General features: G+C 50.9%; 19 protein-coding genes. 12 read left to right on the forward strand and 7 right to left on the reverse strand.

The features are described 5' to 3' along the window. Nucleotides 1–85 precede the first annotated feature (85 nt). Together ligA and zipA are read right to left on the reverse strand one after the other, a co-directional pair. Nucleotides 86–2,095, reverse strand: coding sequence for an NAD-dependent DNA ligase LigA (ligA, locus tag BZG13_RS04515; protein WP_077485416.1), 2,010 nt, complete (start codon nucleotides 2,093–2,095; stop codon nucleotides 86–88). A gap of 111 nt (nucleotides 2,096–2,206) precedes the next feature. Beyond that, nucleotides 2,207–3,169, reverse strand: coding sequence for a cell division protein ZipA (gene zipA / locus BZG13_RS04520; protein WP_077485419.1), 963 nt, complete (start codon nucleotides 3,167–3,169; stop codon nucleotides 2,207–2,209). A gap of 307 nt (nucleotides 3,170–3,476) precedes the next feature. Between zipA and cysZ the strand changes: the two genes are divergently transcribed. The 5 genes from cysZ to crr all read left to right on the forward strand — a co-directional run bounded on the left by cysZ (nucleotide 3,477) and on the right by crr (nucleotide 8,277). After that, on the forward strand, nucleotides 3,477–4,235 hold the full coding sequence (cysZ, locus tag BZG13_RS04525; RefSeq protein ID WP_077485422.1) for a sulfate transporter CysZ: 759 nt from the start codon (nucleotides 3,477–3,479) through the stop codon (nucleotides 4,233–4,235). Between the two features lie 171 nt (nucleotides 4,236–4,406). Then, nucleotides 4,407–5,375 (forward strand): cysteine synthase A, encoded by a 969-nt coding sequence (gene cysK / locus BZG13_RS04530; protein WP_069361101.1) that lies wholly within the window; start codon nucleotides 4,407–4,409, stop codon nucleotides 5,373–5,375. 317 nt (nucleotides 5,376–5,692) lie between these two features. Continuing rightward, the gene (gene ptsH / locus BZG13_RS04535) at nucleotides 5,693–5,950 is read left to right on the forward strand and encodes a phosphocarrier protein Hpr (RefSeq protein WP_069361102.1); all 258 of its coding nucleotides are present in this window, start codon (nucleotides 5,693–5,695) and stop codon (nucleotides 5,948–5,950) included. Nucleotides 5,951–6,000: 50 nt separating this feature from the next. Then, complete coding sequence (gene ptsI / locus BZG13_RS04540; RefSeq protein ID WP_077485425.1) at nucleotides 6,001–7,728, forward strand: phosphoenolpyruvate-protein phosphotransferase PtsI; 1,728 nt, start codon at nucleotides 6,001–6,003, stop codon at nucleotides 7,726–7,728. A 39-nt stretch (nucleotides 7,729–7,767) separates the two neighbouring features. Then, complete coding sequence (crr, locus tag BZG13_RS04545) at nucleotides 7,768–8,277, forward strand: PTS glucose transporter subunit IIA (protein ID WP_069361104.1); 510 nt, start codon at nucleotides 7,768–7,770, stop codon at nucleotides 8,275–8,277. Between the two features lie 68 nt (nucleotides 8,278–8,345). Here crr and BZG13_RS04550 read toward each other — a convergent pair whose 3' ends face one another. Then, nucleotides 8,346–8,795 (reverse strand): DUF2919 family protein, encoded by a 450-nt coding sequence (locus BZG13_RS04550; protein WP_158011715.1) that lies wholly within the window; start codon nucleotides 8,793–8,795, stop codon nucleotides 8,346–8,348. A gap of 121 nt (nucleotides 8,796–8,916) precedes the next feature. Here BZG13_RS04550 and BZG13_RS04555 point away from each other — a divergent pair, with 121 nt between their 5' ends. Both BZG13_RS04555 and BZG13_RS04560 read left to right on the forward strand, forming a co-directional pair. Continuing rightward, the gene (locus BZG13_RS04555) at nucleotides 8,917–9,261 is read left to right on the forward strand and encodes a DUF2956 domain-containing protein (RefSeq protein WP_077485430.1); all 345 of its coding nucleotides are present in this window, start codon (nucleotides 8,917–8,919) and stop codon (nucleotides 9,259–9,261) included. Between the two features lie 65 nt (nucleotides 9,262–9,326). Beyond that, complete coding sequence (locus tag BZG13_RS04560) at nucleotides 9,327–9,707, forward strand: DUF1499 domain-containing protein (protein ID WP_158011716.1); 381 nt, start codon at nucleotides 9,327–9,329, stop codon at nucleotides 9,705–9,707. Here the strand turns inward: BZG13_RS04560 and BZG13_RS04565 are convergent. Then, nucleotides 9,704–9,982, reverse strand: coding sequence for a winged helix-turn-helix domain-containing protein (locus BZG13_RS04565; RefSeq protein ID WP_025740011.1), 279 nt, complete (start codon nucleotides 9,980–9,982; stop codon nucleotides 9,704–9,706). The two genes, BZG13_RS04560 and BZG13_RS04565, sit on opposite strands and share 4 nt — an antisense overlap. 224 nt (nucleotides 9,983–10,206) lie before the next feature. On the opposite strand from BZG13_RS04565, the gene BZG13_RS04570 reads away from it, so the two are divergent. The 4 genes from BZG13_RS04570 to BZG13_RS04585 are packed head-to-tail and all read left to right on the forward strand — an operon-like array spanning nucleotide 10,207 to nucleotide 12,600. Then, nucleotides 10,207–10,551: an ArsC family reductase gene (locus tag BZG13_RS04570; RefSeq protein ID WP_077485435.1), complete on the forward strand. Its 345-nt coding sequence runs from the start codon at nucleotides 10,207–10,209 to the stop codon at nucleotides 10,549–10,551. 38 nt (nucleotides 10,552–10,589) lie between these two features. Next, the gene (gene dapE / locus BZG13_RS04575) at nucleotides 10,590–11,723 is read left to right on the forward strand and encodes a succinyl-diaminopimelate desuccinylase (RefSeq protein ID WP_069361109.1); all 1,134 of its coding nucleotides are present in this window, start codon (nucleotides 10,590–10,592) and stop codon (nucleotides 11,721–11,723) included. After that, nucleotides 11,723–12,418 carry a M15 family metallopeptidase gene (locus BZG13_RS04580; RefSeq protein WP_077485437.1) on the forward strand — a complete coding sequence of 232 codons (696 nt, stop codon included), beginning with the start codon at nucleotides 11,723–11,725 and terminating at the stop codon, nucleotides 12,416–12,418. Before dapE ends, BZG13_RS04580 begins: the two co-directional genes overlap by 1 nt. Further along, complete coding sequence (locus BZG13_RS04585; RefSeq protein ID WP_077485440.1) at nucleotides 12,406–12,600, forward strand: DUF2897 family protein; 195 nt, start codon at nucleotides 12,406–12,408, stop codon at nucleotides 12,598–12,600. Before BZG13_RS04580 ends, BZG13_RS04585 begins: the two co-directional genes overlap by 13 nt. A 69-nt stretch (nucleotides 12,601–12,669) precedes the next feature. Here the strand turns inward: BZG13_RS04585 and purC are convergent, their stop codons facing one another. Genes purC through dapA form a run of 3 tightly spaced genes read right to left on the reverse strand, consistent with a single transcriptional unit; the run spans nucleotide 12,670 to nucleotide 15,364 of the window. Further along, nucleotides 12,670–13,383, reverse strand: a complete 714-nt coding sequence (purC, locus tag BZG13_RS04590) for a phosphoribosylaminoimidazolesuccinocarboxamide synthase (RefSeq protein ID WP_077485443.1) — start codon at nucleotides 13,381–13,383, stop codon at nucleotides 12,670–12,672. A 58-nt stretch (nucleotides 13,384–13,441) separates the two neighbouring features. Next, nucleotides 13,442–14,470, reverse strand: coding sequence for an outer membrane protein assembly factor BamC (bamC, locus tag BZG13_RS04595; protein WP_077485446.1), 1,029 nt, complete (start codon nucleotides 14,468–14,470; stop codon nucleotides 13,442–13,444). Nucleotides 14,471–14,485: 15 nt separating this feature from the next. Then, entirely contained in the window at nucleotides 14,486–15,364 is an 879-nt protein-coding gene (gene dapA / locus BZG13_RS04600) for a 4-hydroxy-tetrahydrodipicolinate synthase (RefSeq protein WP_069361114.1), read from the reverse strand. A gap of 267 nt (nucleotides 15,365–15,631) precedes the next feature. Here dapA and bcp point away from each other — a divergent pair, with 267 nt between their 5' ends. Then, nucleotides 15,632–16,102 (forward strand): thioredoxin-dependent thiol peroxidase, encoded by a 471-nt coding sequence (bcp, locus tag BZG13_RS04605; protein WP_046073724.1) that lies wholly within the window; start codon nucleotides 15,632–15,634, stop codon nucleotides 16,100–16,102. Nucleotides 16,103–16,113 lie beyond the last annotated feature (11 nt).

Raw genomic sequence — 16,113 nt, forward strand, 5'->3', positions numbered from 1 at the left:
CAGACACGGAACATGGCCATGTAAACTATTGCACCTGTGCGCGATGATTCGCTCGAGTCGCTCGCACACAGCGTGATGGATAAAGTTACTGATTAAGCATGGCAATCATTTGATCTTCATCGAGTACAGTGACGCCCAGATCTTGCGCTTTGGTGAGTTTGGAGCCTGCGGCCTCCCCCGCCACTAACATGTCGGTTTTTGCCGAGACACTGCCCGTCACTTTCGCGCCCAACGCCTGTAACGCCGCTTTGGCATCACTGCGAGACATTTGCGATAAGGTGCCCGTCAGGACAATGGTTTTACCCGCCAACGGTTGCGCATCTGGCTCTGACGGCGCGCTGATTTCGGGCCAGTGGATCCCAGTTGCCAGTAGGGCTTCTAGCACATTCTGGTTGTGCGGCTCGGCAAAGAAGCGAACGATGTGGCCTGCGACAATCGCCCCCACGTCCGGCACGTTAATGAGAGCCTCTTCATCGGCCGCGCGCAACGCGTCGAGGGTATGAAAGTGCAAAGCGAGATTTTGCGCGGTCGCCTCGCCCACTTCACGAATGCCCAACGAATAAATAAAGCGTGGCAAGGTGGTGGCTTTGGCTTTTTCCAGTGCATCAACCAAGTTTTGCGCTGATTTTGGCCCCATTCTGTCGAGCTTCGTCACCCGACCGGGCGTCAAGGTAAAGAGATCGGCTGGCGTCTCAATCAGTTCTTTTTCGATTAACTGCTCGACGATTTTATCGCCCAAGCCATCAATATCCATGGCTTTACGAGACGCAAAGTGTTTAATCGCTTCTTTGCGCTGTGCCAGACAAATTAATCCGCCGGTGCAGCGTGCGACCGCTTCCCCATCGATACGGGTCACCGCTGAGTCACAGACCGGACACGCATCGGGAAACACTATTGGTTGTGCCTGCTCAGGACGCCGACTTTCCACCACGCCAACAACCTGAGGGATGACGTCACCGGCACGGCGGATCACCACGGTGTCACCAATATGAACGCCTAACCGTTCGATTTCATCACCGTTGTGCAAGGTGGCATTACTGACCGTGACGCCGCCCACGAACACAGGCTCAAGCTTGGCAACTGGCGTAATGGCCCCAGTGCGGCCCACTTGGAACTCCACATCGTTGACAGTGGTGATTTCTTCTTGCGCCGGGAATTTGTAAGCTATCGCCCAACGCGGCGCGCGCGCGACAAACCCTAACCGTTCTTGGCTGGCAATGCTGTCAACTTTGATGACGACACCGTCTATTTCGTAGGGCAGTGCATCACGGCGCGCCATAATGTCTTGGTAGTAGGCTTTCACGCCGTCTAGCCCTTCCACCCGTTTCACTTCTGGGCTGAGCGCTAGGCCCCACTGCTTGAGCTTCTGTAAGCGCTCACTTTGCCCTTGGCCGAAGGGGGTCGACATCACGCCCACCGCATAGGCATAGAAACTCAATGGTCGGTTAGCGGCGATTTTGGGGTCAAGTTGACGCAGGCTGCCTGCCGCCGCATTGCGCGGGTTGGCAAAGGTTTTATCGCCTTTTTTAAGCGCGGCCTCGTTAAGTGCCTCGAAGCCCGCTTTCGGCATGAAGACCTCACCACGCACTTCGAGCCGCGTTGGCCAATCCCCTTTCTGTAAGGTAAGGGGGACGTTGCGAATGGTTTTGACGTTGTGGGTGATGTTCTCGCCGGTGGTGCCATCTCCCCGCGTCGCAGCTTGAACCAGCTCACCATTTTCGTAAATCAGGCTCACCGCTAAGCCATCGAGCTTGGGCTCACAGGTGTAGGTGACCGGCTCGCCATCACCAAGTCTATCTTTAACACGGCGTTCAAAGTCAGCCAGATCGTCATCACTGAAGGCATTCCCCAAAGATAACATCGCCAACTCGTGGGTGACCGTTTCAAACGCGCTAAGCGGTGCGCCACCGACTCGCTGACTCGGTGAGTCGCTGGTTACCCATTCAGGGTGTGCCGCCTCAATGGCCAATAAGTCTTGCATCAGGCGGTCGTACTCGGCATCGGGCAGCTCTGGGCTGTCTTCGACGTAGTACCGGTAGGCGTGATAGTTAAGCTGGTGCTTTAAATCATCGAGTTGTTGTTTGCTGTAAGCCATGTTTGATTCGTCGTCTGAGCGGAGTCGGTTGCGGGCAAGTATATCGATAAATCACAGACAGCGGGAGCCATGTCCCGCTGTATGCTTAAACCGTGGTCGCGTTAGCGCAGGCTATTTGGCCATAAAGGCTTTGACGCGCTCGCGATATTCATCCAATCGTGACGGGGTCATCATGGTGCGTGAATCATCCAGCACTAATCCGCCCAGCTCGTCCGCAATTTGCTGGGCCGTTTGCAGCATAAGCTTAAAGTTTTGCTCTGGCTCACCGTAACACGGCAGGGTCATGAAAAAGCTAATACCCGGCGTTTCAAAGCTTTCGCTATGGCTTACATCGAAGGTACCGGGTTTGACCATATTGGCCACACTGAATAAGACTTTTCCACTCCCCGATAGATCAGAGTGGCGATGATAAATACCCATATCACCAAAACGGAGGCCGTATTGCTCAAGGATCGGGATCAGTTCAAGGCCAGTGAATACGTCACTATTGTTCGCGTGCACATGCAAAACCAGCACTTCTGTCTCATCCGCGGCTTCATCCGCCTGTGGCGATTCATCACTGTGTTGCGACTCGCCCTGCTCAACCGTCTCTGTATCACCTTGACGCGCGCTTTGCGCTGGCGCTAATGGCTCATCATCAGACATGGTCGCGTGTGCCTGCGGCATCTCTGGTTCTTCATTATCGTGATTTGCCGCTTGCGGGGTGGCGGCTGAAAACGAAGGCTCATCGTCAGTGGCGGACATTGAAGGATACAGGGGTTGTTCAGGTTCAGACTGGGGGCCAGGTTGCCCAGCGAACAAGGGGTCGACGTCAGGTTTCTCCCCAAAGTTCATCGCTGGCTCTTGGCGCACAGGTTTGTCGCTTTCGCTTTTAGCGCGACTGACGACTCTGACGGCGCCAATACCATCTTGGTCAAACTTTTGATCGTCACTGTCGTCATCCAGCTTTCCCAACGGCTTTTCACCAAACTTGGTCGTCTTTTCTTTCTTGTTTGTCCAGAGGCCATGCAAAAGCAAAGCTGCGATTGCTAGTGCCCCCAACACAATCAGTACAAGGCGCAATTCCTGCATCATCGATTCTCAAATCTATCTATGTTCAGCGTTTTGATTCGCTTATGTCACAACGCCAACCAGGTTGCAAAGGTTAGTGCGATCATAAGCGGGGCCTGTTGGCTGACGCAATGCGTTAATGGTCAACTTAGTTAACTGTATCAAAAGTTGGGGAGAATTYAACGAATCAAGACACACAAATCGTTAAACTTTCCCATTATTGGGTCGTTGTCATCGCAATGATTCCCCCCGTAATATAGCGCACACCGTTATTTTTGTATCGACCGCATATGCGGCTTGTTGTGACCGACATTGTTCTCAAGGAGATATCATGGCGAATTATGCTCGCCCTCGCCCCCAAAGTGGTGCTGGTTATCTGTTCCAAGGCTTTTCTCTGATGATGGCACCCGGCTTACGCCGGTTTGTGATCATTCCTATTTTGATCAATGTGTTGCTGCTGGGCGGCGCGTTCATCTATTTGCTTTCGCAGGTGGGTGACTGGATCGACCATTGGATGGCCAGTCTACCTGAGTGGTTGTCCTGGCTCTCTTTTTTGATTTGGCCTTTAGTGGTGATTGCTATCTTGGTCGTGTTCTCCTACGTTTTCAGCACACTGGCAAACTGGATCGCCGCGCCCTTTAATGGCTTCCTGGCCGAGCATGTGGAGGCAAAGCTGTCAGGCACACGGGCACCGGATGATGGCTTGGCTGGTATCATTAAAGATATCCCGCGGGTGATGAAACGAGAGTGGCAAAAACTCGCCTACTACATCCCCAGAGCATTAGGCTTTTTACTGCTGCTATGGATCCCCGCGGTTGGACAAACCGTGGGGCCAGTGATCTGGTTTTTGTTTAGCGCGTGGATGATGGCGATTCAATACTGTGATTATCCGTTCGATAATCACAAGGTGTCGTTTCCCGCCATGCGCCAGACGTTAAACCAACAACGGGGCGCATCGCTTAGCTTTGGCGCAATAGTCATGCTGTTTACCATGACTCCTTTTCTCAACCTACTGGTGATGCCTGCGGCAGTATGCGGCGCAACCGCTATGTGGGTGGATAAACACAAATCCTCATTGGGGCGCAATTAATCTGTGATCGTCTACGCGAAAGCTCACATCCACAATGTGGGCTTTTTTCGTTTAACCAATCAGTTATTGGTTAATGTCACAATAAGATATAACCAACCGATCCTTTCAAAACCAAGCAGCAGAGATATGCTTGGAGGGTGATTAAAATCGGTGTCATGAAGGAACGATACAATGGGCAAGATTTACGAAGACAATACACAAACCATCGGAAACACACCGCTAGTTCGCCTAAACCGCGTGGCGAAGCCAAACGTGCTGGCCAAAGTTGAAGCACGCAACCCAAGCTTTAGCGTCAAGTGCCGTATCGGTGCCAATATGATCTGGGATGCAGAGAAAAAAGGCACCCTCAAACCCGGTATCGAATTGATTGAGCCGACCAGTGGTAACACGGGTATCGCGCTTGCCTATGTCGCGGCAGCACGTGGTTATAAGCTGACCCTAACCATGCCGGAGTCAATGAGCCTTGAGCGCCGTAAACTGCTCAAAGCCATGGGCGCGAAGCTGGTGCTGACCGAAGCGCCAAAAGGCATGAAAGGCGCGATTGCCAAAGCGGAAGAAATCATGGCAGCAGAGCCAGGTAAATATCTGATGCTGCAACAGTTCGACAACCCCGCCAACCCTGAAATCCATGAAAAGACCACTGGGCCTGAAATCTGGGAAGACACTGACGGCGAAATCGATGTGTTTGTATCCGGTGTTGGCACTGGTGGCACCCTAACTGGTGTCAGCCGCTACATTAAAAACACCCAAGGCAAAGCCATTACCACAGTCGCCGTCGAGCCTGCCGAGTCGCCAGTGATTGCGCAAACCATCGCGGGACAAGACGTGCAACCTGCCCCTCACAAAATCCAAGGTATTGGCGCGGGCTTTGTGCCGAAAAACTTGGATGTCACGCTTGTTGACCAAGTGGTGTCTGTCAGCTCAGACGAAGCCATTGCCATGGCTCGCCGCCTGATGGAAGAAGAAGGCATCTTGGGCGGGATTTCTTCAGGTGCCGCAGTGGTTGCGGCTAACAAAATTGCCGAGCTTCCCGAGTTTGCAAATAAGAAGATCGTCACAATTTTGCCAAGTGCAGCAGAGCGTTATCTCAGCTCGCCACTGTTTGCTGGCATGTTCACCGAGCTGGAAACTGAGCAGTAACAGCAGGTTAGCCAACAAGCCTTTACAACCCCCTATTCGCAAAGGCCCAAATTGGGCCTTTTTTGTTTGATTTTTATATTAAGCTTTAGTAAAACACATCTGCCTTTTTATTTTCCGCATCAAAATAAAAGCCCTCGCGCCTAATGAGTGGAAGGTCAAAAATGGCAAAAAGATGACACGAAATTGACATGGATTAAGCTATCAGGTCGATTTCTTGGTTAGGTTAGCGTCAACGGATAGCGAAGTCGCCCGTTAGCGGTTAAGCTAACCTTATATTTAATACATAGATTTAAAAAAATACAGAAACGGGGTGAATCATGTATCAGAAGCAAGTTGAGATTACTGCAGAAAACGGCCTACACACTCGTCCAGCGGCGCAGTTCGTTAAAGAAGCGAAAAGCTACGACGCTGACATCACTGTTGAATCTAACGGTAAGAGCGCGAGCGCAAAAAGCCTATTTAAACTTCAAACCCTTGGCTTGACCAAAGGCACTATGGTGACTATTTCTGCTGAAGGTGCGCAAGCACAACAAGCCGTTGATCACCTAGTAAAACTGATGGACGAGCTGGAGTAATCCGGCTCTTTTTCTATCGGTTTTAAGTTGGATAAACGTAAGGTAAAGCTATGATTTCAGGCATCCTGGCATCACCTGGTATTGCTTTTGGTAAAGCACTGCTGCTGCAAGAAGAAGACGTTGTTATCAGTAAAGATAAGATTGCTGCGTCTCAAATCGATCAAGAAATTCAGCGCGTATTGGATGCTCGCGAACAGTCTAAGACGCAACTCGAAGCGATCAAGGACAAAGCAAGGGAGACCTTCGGCGAAGAGAAAGAAGCTATCTTCGAGGGTCATATCATGCTACTTGAAGATGAAGAACTCGAAGAAGAGATCGTCAGCTTCATCAAGTCAAACCTAGCGACCGCCGATAACGCTATCTATAGCGTTATCGAAGAACAAGCGGTCACGCTTGAGTCACTCGACGACGATTATCTGAAAGAGCGTGCCGCGGATATCCGTGACATCGGTTCACGCTTCGTCAAAAACGCACTTGGCATCAATATGGTGTCGTTGAGCGCTATCAACGAAGAAGTGATCCTGGTTGCAAACGACCTGACGCCTTCAGAAACAGCACAGGTTGACCTGAATTATGTGCTTGGTTTCATCACCGACATTGGTGGTCGCACTTCACACTCCTCAATCATGGCACGCTCGCTTGAGTTGCCAGCGATTGTAGGCACCAATGATGCGACCAACAAAATACAAAATGGCGACATGCTGGTGCTTGATGCGATTAACAACCAAATCGTTGTCAACCCTTCAGACGAAGAACTCAGCAAATTCAAAGTGATTCGTGACCAACAGATCGCCGAGAAAGCGGAACTGGCGAAGCTTAAAGATCTGCCAGCCATTACGCTTGACGGTCACCAAGTCGAAGTGTGCGGTAACGTAGGCACGGTCAAAGACTGTGACGGCGTAAACCGTAACGGCGGTGAAGGTGTGGGGCTTTATCGCACCGAGTTCCTGTTTATGGACCGCGACGCGCTTCCGACTGAAGAAGAGCAATACCAAGCTTACAAAGCGGTAGCGAAAGCGATTGATGGCCATCCTGTGATCATCCGCACCATGGATATCGGCGGTGACAAAGATCTGCCTTATATGAACTTGCCGGAAGAAATGAACCCATTCTTGGGTTGGCGTGCAGTTCGTATTAGCCTCGATCGTCGCGAAATTCTTCGCGATCAGCTTCGTGCTATTCTTCGTGCTTCGGCGCACGGTAAAATCCGTGTGATGTTCCCGATGATCATTTCTGTCGAAGAAATCCGAGAGCTGAAAGAAGCGATCGAGACCTACAAAGCAGAACTGCGCCAAGAAGGTCACGACTTCGACGCCGATCTGGAAATCGGTGTAATGGTTGAGACGCCAGCCGCGGCTGCGATCGCTCACCACCTCGCGAAAGAAGTGGAATTCTTCAGCATTGGCACCAACGATTTGACTCAGTATACCTTGGCGGTCGATCGTGGTAATGAGCTGATTTCGCACCTGTATAACCCTCTGTCTCCTGCTGTATTGACGGTTATCAAGCAAGTGATTGATGCCTCACATGCGGAAGGTAAATGGACCGGGATGTGCGGAGAGCTTGCAGGTGACGAGAAAGCAACGTTACTATTGATGGGAATGGGTTTGGATGAGTTTAGTATGAGTGCCATCTCTATCCCTCGCATCAAGAAGATTATCCGTAATGCCAACTTTGCTGATGTGAAAGCGATGGCCGACAAAGCACTCACTTTGCCAACTGCGGCAGAAATCGAGGCCTATGTCGAAAAATTTATTGCGGAAAAAACCGCTTGCTAATATACAATCAGCAAAGAATCACTGCTTAGGAGCAACACTATGGGTCTGTTCGACAAACTGAAGAAGTTGGTGTCTGAAGACGGCAACGACGCAAGTGCCATTGAAATTATCGCCCCATTGTCGGGTGAGATCGTCAACATCGAAGACGTACCTGACGTTGTGTTTGCTGAGAAAATCGTCGGTGATGGTGTTGCGATTAAACCATCAGGCGACAAGATGGTTGCGCCAGTTAACGGCACTATCGGTAAGATTTTCGAAACCAACCACGCTTTTTCAATTGAGTCAGATGACGGCGTTGAGCTGTTCGTACACTTTGGTATCGACACCGTCGAGCTAAAAGGCGAAGGTTTCAAACGCATTGCGGAAGAAGGTCAAACGGTGAAAGCCGGTGATACCGTGATCGAATTTGATTTAGGCATGCTCGAAGAGAAAGCCAAATCAACACTGACACCAGTGGTTATCTCTAACATGGACGAAATCAAAGAGCTAACTAAGCTCTCTGGTGCCGTCACTGTGGGCGAAACCTCTGTATTGCGCGTCACTAAGTAATTCAGATTTCTTAGTGAAGAAAAACGCAGCCTCGTGCTGCGTTTTTTTATGCCCGATGCTTGTCCTGTTTATGTGAACTGGTAAAAAAAGCGCTTCACCCGCCGGCTTCTCAGCCAATAAAGACTCGCCCACACTAACCAAAGCCCATGCAAGGCAAGCAACCAATCAAACCGTCCCCCCGTCATCGTGAGCGTATGCGCCACTTGATAGGCTTCCCACGTCCACAACAGCCATACCCACCAATAACCCAAGTGCCAATGCTGTGTTAACCATTCAGGCGCCTTGTCGCAGTTTCCCACCAACAGTAATAGCGCAAGCGACACTAAACCAATCACTAAGCTGAGATAAAACGCAGACGTGTCAGGATAAACCAGCGCGAGCAGCTCGCTGCCCTGCTCTCGGCTCACTCCAGCCATCGCCAGTAGCCACCATGCGCGACTTAACAGTAGTAGGCACAACACGGCGATCTGGGGCGCTTTGATGTACCCTTTGTCGTCGAAATGATCAAACGTGTCCATAAGATTTTTGATTGAGAAGTCACGCATTTACCATGGCGACATGCGATAAAAACTGCAAGCGCAAAAGCAAAATTTGTTATCCTAGGGGCGAGCCATTTATTTAGCGTTATATGGAGCCTTCATGGCCAAAGCAAAAGCAACGATTTCGCCCGAGACGCAACAAGACGCCATGCGCGTTGCCAAAGCCACGCAAAAGCCCGGACAAACCAAGGCTCAGACAAAACTGATCGCTCAGGGGATTGAGAAAGGGATTGCGCAGTACAAAAAAGAACAAAAGGTAAAGGCGCGAGCACAGGATAAAGCACGAAAGAAACAGCAAAAGGCGACACCGGCGGTCGAGCAACCTCGCGAGCCTGCGCCTTCCTCTCAGCCACCCGCACAGGATAAAGGCTACCGCCATTTACCTTGGCTTTTACTCGTCGTAAGCTGGATAGGATTTATTGGTTACGCACTCGTGGGGGCATAATGGGAAAAAATCTGCTCGGCCTCATTGTCGTTTTTACGCTGTTCGGCTGCTCAAAAGGAGGCCCCATGGCAAAACAACCGCCTGTCACTGCCTGTGGTGACAGCCCTAATTGTGTTTCAACAGAAGACACGCGCGCGACGTTTCAGTTAGCGCCTTTGCGGCTGGCTAACACCGACGTTGCCTTGGCTAACATTGTCGAGAAAATTGCCTCAATGCCCCATGCAGAACTCGTTTCAGCCCAAGACAACTACGCACACTTACGCTTCACCACCCGGGTGCTGCGCTTTGTCGATGATGTTGAAGTCTCACTCAACGGAGACCAGATTGCGCTTCGCTCTGCCTCTCGTGTCGGCTATTACGACTTTGGCGCAAACCGTCGGCGTGCAGATGCTATTCGCCGTACACTCATTGAGGCGAAATTAGTCACACCCTCTGGTACGTATTAGTTGATATAAGAGCGAATATCTCGCTTTTTATCCTCGACCCAATCGCGACGAAACGGGCCCCAGTCTTTTAGCTGGTAATAACCATCGTTATGGCGCTTGCCATCTTGGATAAATGTCATATCAATGCCTAGCCCTGACAACGATTTGAGCACATCCTGGATCGTGCGGCGTGGCCAGCCTGTTGCCTCAATCAAACGCGGCACGTTTGGGCGCTCCATCTCTTCTACCAGTGCGGCGAGATACAAGCGCCGAGCAAATACCGGGTTGAGTTCCATATGAACCTCCAACAATTACGAATGATCCCATTATTCATGGTGCCTACTAAGAGGCTTTGCGTTTGATCAAAACGCCATCAAATCGACGTGCTGCAGGCGCATTTACCTACGCATTTCACATATTCTTGGGCCATCAAATGACGCACATGCCTGCCGCGCTAGGTGTTGCGTTCATTAACCAGCAGTGTCACTCTTAAACCTTTGCCAACAAGCACGATAAGACCATGACAACTGTATTTGGGATCAAAAACTGCGACACCCTAAAAAAAGCCCTAAAGTGGTTGGATAACCAAGGTATCGACTATCAATATCACGACTATCGAAAAGATGGCCTAGACGCACAAATGCTGCAGACGTTTGTCTCAGCACTCGGCTGGGAAGCGCTAGTCAACAAACGTGGCACCACCTACCGCCAATTGAGTGATGAGCAAAAAGCCAATTTAGATCAAACCCGCGCAATCGCGATCATGCTTGATAATCCAGCGATCATTAAGCGCCCATTGCTCGTACACAACGGTAGCTATTATCTCGGCTTCAAAGAGAATCAATACGCTGATATTTTCGCGTAATGTGATAGCCGATTCATTTTTGTTGTAAGGAAACCCTGATGACTGACTCTGCCACGCTGGCTTTAGCGAAAGATCTGATAAACCGAGAATCGGTCACGCCGGAAGATGCCGGCTGCCAAGATCAAATGATTGCGCGATTAGAAGCCTTGGGCTTCACCATTGAGACCATGGTGTTTGAAGATACCACTAATCTGTGGGCCAGACGGGGAACGGAAGGCCCTCTTTTTGCTTTTGCCGGCCACACCGATGTGGTTCCCTCAGGGCCGCACGAACAATGGCACACACCGCCGTTTGAAGCGACGGTGATTGATGATCATCTCCACGGACGTGGCGCCGCCGACATGAAAGGCTCACTGGCCGCCATGGTTGTGGCCGTTGAACGTTTTATTGCCGAGCACCCAGACCACTCTGGCTCACTGGCGTTTTTAATCACCTCTGATGAAGAAGGCCCGTTTATCAATGGCACTACCCGTGTGGTCGATACTCTAATGGCGCGCGGCGAAAAGATTGACATGTGTATTGTCGGTGAGCCGTCCAGCACCCACCATGTCGGTGATGTAGTGAAAAACGGCCGTCGCGGATCCATCACAGGGGATCTCTACGTCAAAGGCACACAAGGGCATGTTGCCTACCCTCACCTTGCGACTAACCCGGTGCATCAGGCGATGCCAGCACTCACCGAGCTTGCGCAAACACTGTGGGATAAAGGCAATGCGTTTTTCCCGCCCACAAGCTTTCAAATCCCCAACATCAAGGCCGGCACGGGCGCGGCCAATGTCATTCCGGGGGAGTGCCATGCACAGTTTAACTTCCGCTTTAGTACAGAGTTGGACAGTGAAACCATCAAAAAGCGGGTTTACTCGATTTTAGACGCCCATGGGCTCGACTATACCCTTGAGTGGACGCACAGTGGTGACCCTTTCCTAACCGATAAAGGCACGTTACTGGATGCAGTGGTGGCTGCGGTGGAAGAGGTGAACCATCAAACACCAGAATTGCTGACCACTGGCGGCACCTCCGACGGACGTTTTATTGCGCAAATGGGGGCGCAAGTGATTGAGCTGGGTCCGGTGAATGCCACTATCCACAAGGTCAATGAGTGTGTGAGCATCCCAGATTTAGAAAAGCTGACTGACATGTATCAAAAGGTCTTGGAGAAAGCACTCCCTTGATGCCGACACCCGCACAGCTCACAGGGCAAGACGCCTCCGCGCTAACACCGATTAACAGCCGACCTAATGCGCCCTGCTTGCACCAAGCGGTACTCGCCGACTTTGCCGCCTTACAACAGGCGGCATCGCAAGCGGGGTTCGCGCTCATGATTGCCAGCGGCTATCGCTCGTTTGCGCACCAGTTAGCCATTTGGAACGGTAAATTTAATGGCGAAAAGCCAGTGTTAGATACTGAGAGTCGACCGTTAGATGTGTCAACATTGTCAGAGGCAGCGCGGGTCAAAGCGATACTGCGCTGGTCAGCCTTGCCAGGGGCAAGCCGCCACCATTGGGGCACAGACATAGACGTGTATGACAAGCGCGCACTGGGGCCGGATCAAAGGTTGGCGCTAACTCCACCAGAATATGATGATGGCCCTCAAGCGGCCTTCTCACAATGGCTCAAAGTGCATGCCCCCAATTGGGGGTTCTTCCTGCCTTATGCCGAAGATAAAGGTGGGGTTGCGAGAGAGCCTTGGCATATCAGCCATATCGCCACCAGCGCCGCCCTCTTGTCAGCATTGAGCCAAGACATGCTTGCCAGCGCGATCAGCAATGCGCCTATTTGTGGTAAAGAGACTATTCTTGAGCAGTTGGATTGGATATATTCAACCTACGTCACTAACTTGTGCGAGGTGGAACAATGGAATGGCTAACCAACCCTTATGTCATTATTGCCATCGTGGTTGCCGTGGTGGTCAGCAATATCATGGCGCTCAAATATACCGCCAACGCAAAATTTGGCCTTAAGTATAAAGACAAGCCAGACAAAACCGCRTCATCCAAGGAACACGATGCGGATAGCAAGCCATCGCTGTCTGATGAACACAAAGACTAAAATAGCGCCACGTTAATGGCGCTATTTTTCTCACTCAAAAAGCAAACGTTTGCTTTTTGAGTCCAAAAATTACAGGGTAAGGCCGATACGCTTTGCCACCTCGATGTAAGCATCCACAACACCACCTAGGCCTTGGCGGAAGCGGTCTTTATCCAGTTTTTCTCGGGTATTGGCATCCCACAATCGACAACCGTCGGGGCTAAACTCGTCACCCAGAACAATATTGCCTTGATGATCAACACCAAACTCAAGTTTGTAATCGACCAGCAATAAGTCACCGTCGGCAAACAAGGCTTTGAGAACATCATTCACCTTATAGGTCAGTGATTTCATCGTCGCCAGCTGTGCTTGTGTCGCGTAGCCCAAAGACTCACACAGGGATTCATTGACCATAGGATCGTGCAGTGCGTCGTTTTTTAAAAACAGTTCAAAGGTCGGTGGCGTCAATGCCGTACCTTCTTCGACGCCGAGGCGACGGCAAAGCGATCCGGCCGCGATGTTGCGCACCACACACTCTACTGGGATCATATCTAGCTTTTTCACCACGCACTCGGTATCGGACAATAATTGGTCCATTTGGGTGGGGATGCCCGCCTGCTCAAGCTTTTGCATGATGAAGTGATTAAATTTGTTATTCACTTCACCTTTTCGCTCAAGCTGCTCGACATGTTCGCCATCAAACGCAGACGTGTCATTGCGAAAGTGCAGAACAAAGCGGTGCTCATCCTCTGTGGCATAGACAGATTTTGCCTTACCGCGATACAACTCAGCACGTTTTTCCATTACCTATACTCTCCATTAGGCGCTAAAAGTAAGGGACGCTCACCGCGTCCCTATAAAATTACTCTGATACTTGACTCACTTGGGCAATGACCGCTTTTAGCGCTGGACTCAGCGCTTCTAACGTCGCCTCATCAACGGGTTTGCCATCGCTGTTGGTGACGTTAAGTGATGTGCGGTTGCCGAGATCGCCTAGCAACAAGGTATAGCTGTTGTCTGGGAACGAAATCGGATCAACGCCAAGAGATTGCCAACGCTCATCACTTGGCGCAACGTGRCGGGTTTTTACCGTGCCCTGCGACTGGTTACGACCTTCTACCGTGAACCCTAAAGGCTTAATGATGGCTGGCAGCTTTTCCCACACTACATCATAGGGCGCACGAGCAATAATCACTGGCAGGCCACTGCGATCGGTACCAAAGCTAATCGGAATATCTGCTTGACGTTGCTCGGCCAGACGGCGCGCTTCGGCACGCAAGGCCGCATCGTGACTGACCGTGATAAGGTTGGTCATCAAGGTGTTGTAGCGCTCACGCAACGCAGGCGTGAGTGGCTCATCGCTGGCTTTCGCGCGCGAGTCAATCATATTCACCCCTAGCGCAAAACGGCGACCTTGCTCAAGACGCGATAGACGGAAGCGTGCTTGATGGGCGCTGTCTTCTTTTTCCCAAGCAATCCAACCGGTTTCTACTTGGTCTGCGGTTTGTGAGGCCACTGGAATGGTCTGCTCGCTGACCAAACGCTCCACCGTTTGCCACACTTTATCGAGTTGCTTTTCATTGGCAACCGCAAGGGTGACACCGCGGCTATCACGTTGTATCCGTGCGCCCGGGATTAAGTCCAGCACTTGGCGCGGCGGACGAATATCAACGTTCTGACCCACTTCACCATTAAAGTCTTGTGTCGGGATCTGATAATTGGTGGAAAAATACGGCGCTTGATCCGGCAAGGTTTGCCATGGCGACAACGGGGTTGTTTGCAAGTAGCCAAAGTCATCTTTGGCTTGACGACGCTGCTCGACGCCACCACTGCAGGCCACCACACTGGTGGCCATGATGGCACAAAGGCCGAGCTTAAATACTGGTTTCATTGACACTCCAACGGCTTACACCGCACCTGCTACACGCAGTGCTTCTCGCACATCTGGACGCAAGTGCTCGCTTAATTCAGTTAATGGCAGACGAAGGTGTCCATCCGCAATCAAGCCCATTTCGCGGACTGCCCACTTCACTGGGATCGGATTGGCTTCGTCAAACAGGTGGCGATGTAGGGGGATCAAGGTTTCGTTGATGGCATGTGCTTGCTCTGCGTCACCCGCGCGCGCCAGTTTGATCATTTTCGCCATTTGCGCCGCTGCCACATTATTGGTCACAGAGATAACGCCATGCCCCCCAGCCAAGACAAAATCTAGGCCCGTTAAATCATCGCCACTGAATAAGAGGAAATCATCGCCACAAAGTTCCCGATGGATCGCGACTCGGCTTACATCAGCCGTGGCATCTTTAAGACCAATAATATTGTCAAACTCAGCCAATCGCGCCACTGTCTCCGGTTGAATATCGACCGCCGTACGCCCGGGGACATTATATAAAATTTGCGGCAGGTCAGTGGCTTCAGCAATGGCTTTGTAATGCTGGAACAAGCCTTCCTGAGTCGGTTTGTTGTAATAAGGGGTCACGCTTAGACAGGCCGCCACGCCCGAGCCAGCAAACATTTTACTGAAAGTGATGGCTTCGTGGGTGGCATTAGCACCGGTTCCCGCGATAACCGGAATACGTCCATTAGCAAATTCCAAGGTTTTTAGCACAATTTTAATGTGCTCATCCACGGTTACTGTCGACGACTCACCCGTCGTGCCCACTGCGACAATCGCATCAGTGCCCGATTGGATATGAAACTCGACCAGTTTTTCCAGGCTAACGTAATCAACTTCGCCGTGTGCATCCATTGGTGTGACGAGCGCCACAATGCTTCCAGAAACCATGTTCGTCTCCCTTATTAGTGATGCTTGCAATGTTACTTTTGGCGCTGGGCAAACACAAGAATAACCCTGCGTCTAGGCATGTCTTAATCGACATTTTTTCATCGATAGACAATGTGTCTTAACGTTATAATCGAAGAAGGAGGGAGCCTGCGTCAATGGGCAGTCAAATCCTGTCAAGTCAGTGATCCTATTATCAAAAACTTGCGTAATCTCGAGCACCCTCTATCATCGTGGATTCGGTTGACCGACAAAAAGGAAACGCAGCGCATGCAAACAATCACCGAAGGCGCCCAAGCGCCCGATTTTTCACTGCAAGACCAAAATGGCGACACCGTCACGCTTAGCCAATTCAAAGGCGACAAACGTGTTCTGGTTTATTTCTACCCAAAGGCGATGACACCGGGCTGTACAACGCAGGCCTGCTCATTACGCGATACCAAAGCTGAGTTGGATGCACTTGACACCGTGGTGCTTGGCATAAGCCCCGATCCGGTGAAAAAACTGGCCCGCTTTGTTGAACGTGATGCACTTAACTTCACGCTGTTGAGCGATGAAGATCATGCCGTCGCCGATGCGTTCGGTGTCTGGGGACCGAAAAAATTCATGGGCAAAGAATACGATGGGATTCATCGTCTAAGCTTTTTGGTCGGCAAAGACGGTAAGATAGAACATGTGTTCAATAAGTTTAAAACCAAGGACCACCACCAAGTGGTACTTGATTACTTAAACCAAGCGTAACGTCAGTCCAC

Origin of the sequence: Salinivibrio sp. ML323, assembly GCF_001995745.1 — a bacterium.
In the GTDB taxonomy this organism is placed as follows: domain Bacteria; phylum Pseudomonadota; class Gammaproteobacteria; order Enterobacterales; family Vibrionaceae; genus Salinivibrio; species Salinivibrio kushneri.

Bases quoted from the DNA above. Each gene is read 5' to 3' on its own strand.
- BZG13_RS04570 (WP_077485435.1), top strand. From the start codon at position 10,207: ATGACAACTGTATTTGGGATCAAAAACTGCGACACCCTAAAAAAAGCC.
- ptsH (WP_069361102.1), top strand. From the start codon at position 5,693: ATGTATCAGAAGCAAGTTGAGATTACTGCAGAAAACGGCCTACACACT.
- cysK (WP_069361101.1), top strand. From the start codon at position 4,407: ATGGGCAAGATTTACGAAGACAATACACAAACCATCGGAAACACACCG.
- bcp (WP_046073724.1), top strand. From the start codon at position 15,632: ATGCAAACAATCACCGAAGGCGCCCAAGCGCCCGATTTTTCACTGCAA.
- purC (WP_077485443.1), bottom strand. From the start codon at position 13,383: ATGGAAAAACGTGCTGAGTTGTATCGCGGTAAGGCAAAATCTGTCTAT.
- crr (WP_069361104.1), top strand. From the start codon at position 7,768: ATGGGTCTGTTCGACAAACTGAAGAAGTTGGTGTCTGAAGACGGCAAC.
- BZG13_RS04580 (WP_077485437.1), top strand. From the start codon at position 11,723: ATGCCGACACCCGCACAGCTCACAGGGCAAGACGCCTCCGCGCTAACA.
- dapA (WP_069361114.1), bottom strand. From the start codon at position 15,364: ATGGTTTCTGGAAGCATTGTGGCGCTCGTCACACCAATGGATGCACAC.
- zipA (WP_077485419.1), bottom strand. From the start codon at position 3,169: ATGATGCAGGAATTGCGCCTTGTACTGATTGTGTTGGGGGCACTAGCA.
- BZG13_RS04560 (WP_158011716.1), top strand. From the start codon at position 9,327: ATGGCAAAACAACCGCCTGTCACTGCCTGTGGTGACAGCCCTAATTGT.
- BZG13_RS04565 (WP_025740011.1), bottom strand. From the start codon at position 9,982: ATGGAACTCAACCCGGTATTTGCTCGGCGCTTGTATCTCGCCGCACTG.
- ligA (WP_077485416.1), bottom strand. From the start codon at position 2,095: ATGGCTTACAGCAAACAACAACTCGATGATTTAAAGCACCAGCTTAAC.
- cysZ (WP_077485422.1), top strand. From the start codon at position 3,477: ATGGCGAATTATGCTCGCCCTCGCCCCCAAAGTGGTGCTGGTTATCTG.
- BZG13_RS04555 (WP_077485430.1), top strand. From the start codon at position 8,917: ATGGCCAAAGCAAAAGCAACGATTTCGCCCGAGACGCAACAAGACGCC.
- BZG13_RS04550 (WP_158011715.1), bottom strand. From the start codon at position 8,795: ATGGACACGTTTGATCATTTCGACGACAAAGGGTACATCAAAGCGCCC.
- dapE (WP_069361109.1), top strand. From the start codon at position 10,590: ATGACTGACTCTGCCACGCTGGCTTTAGCGAAAGATCTGATAAACCGA.
- ptsI (WP_077485425.1), top strand. From the start codon at position 6,001: ATGATTTCAGGCATCCTGGCATCACCTGGTATTGCTTTTGGTAAAGCA.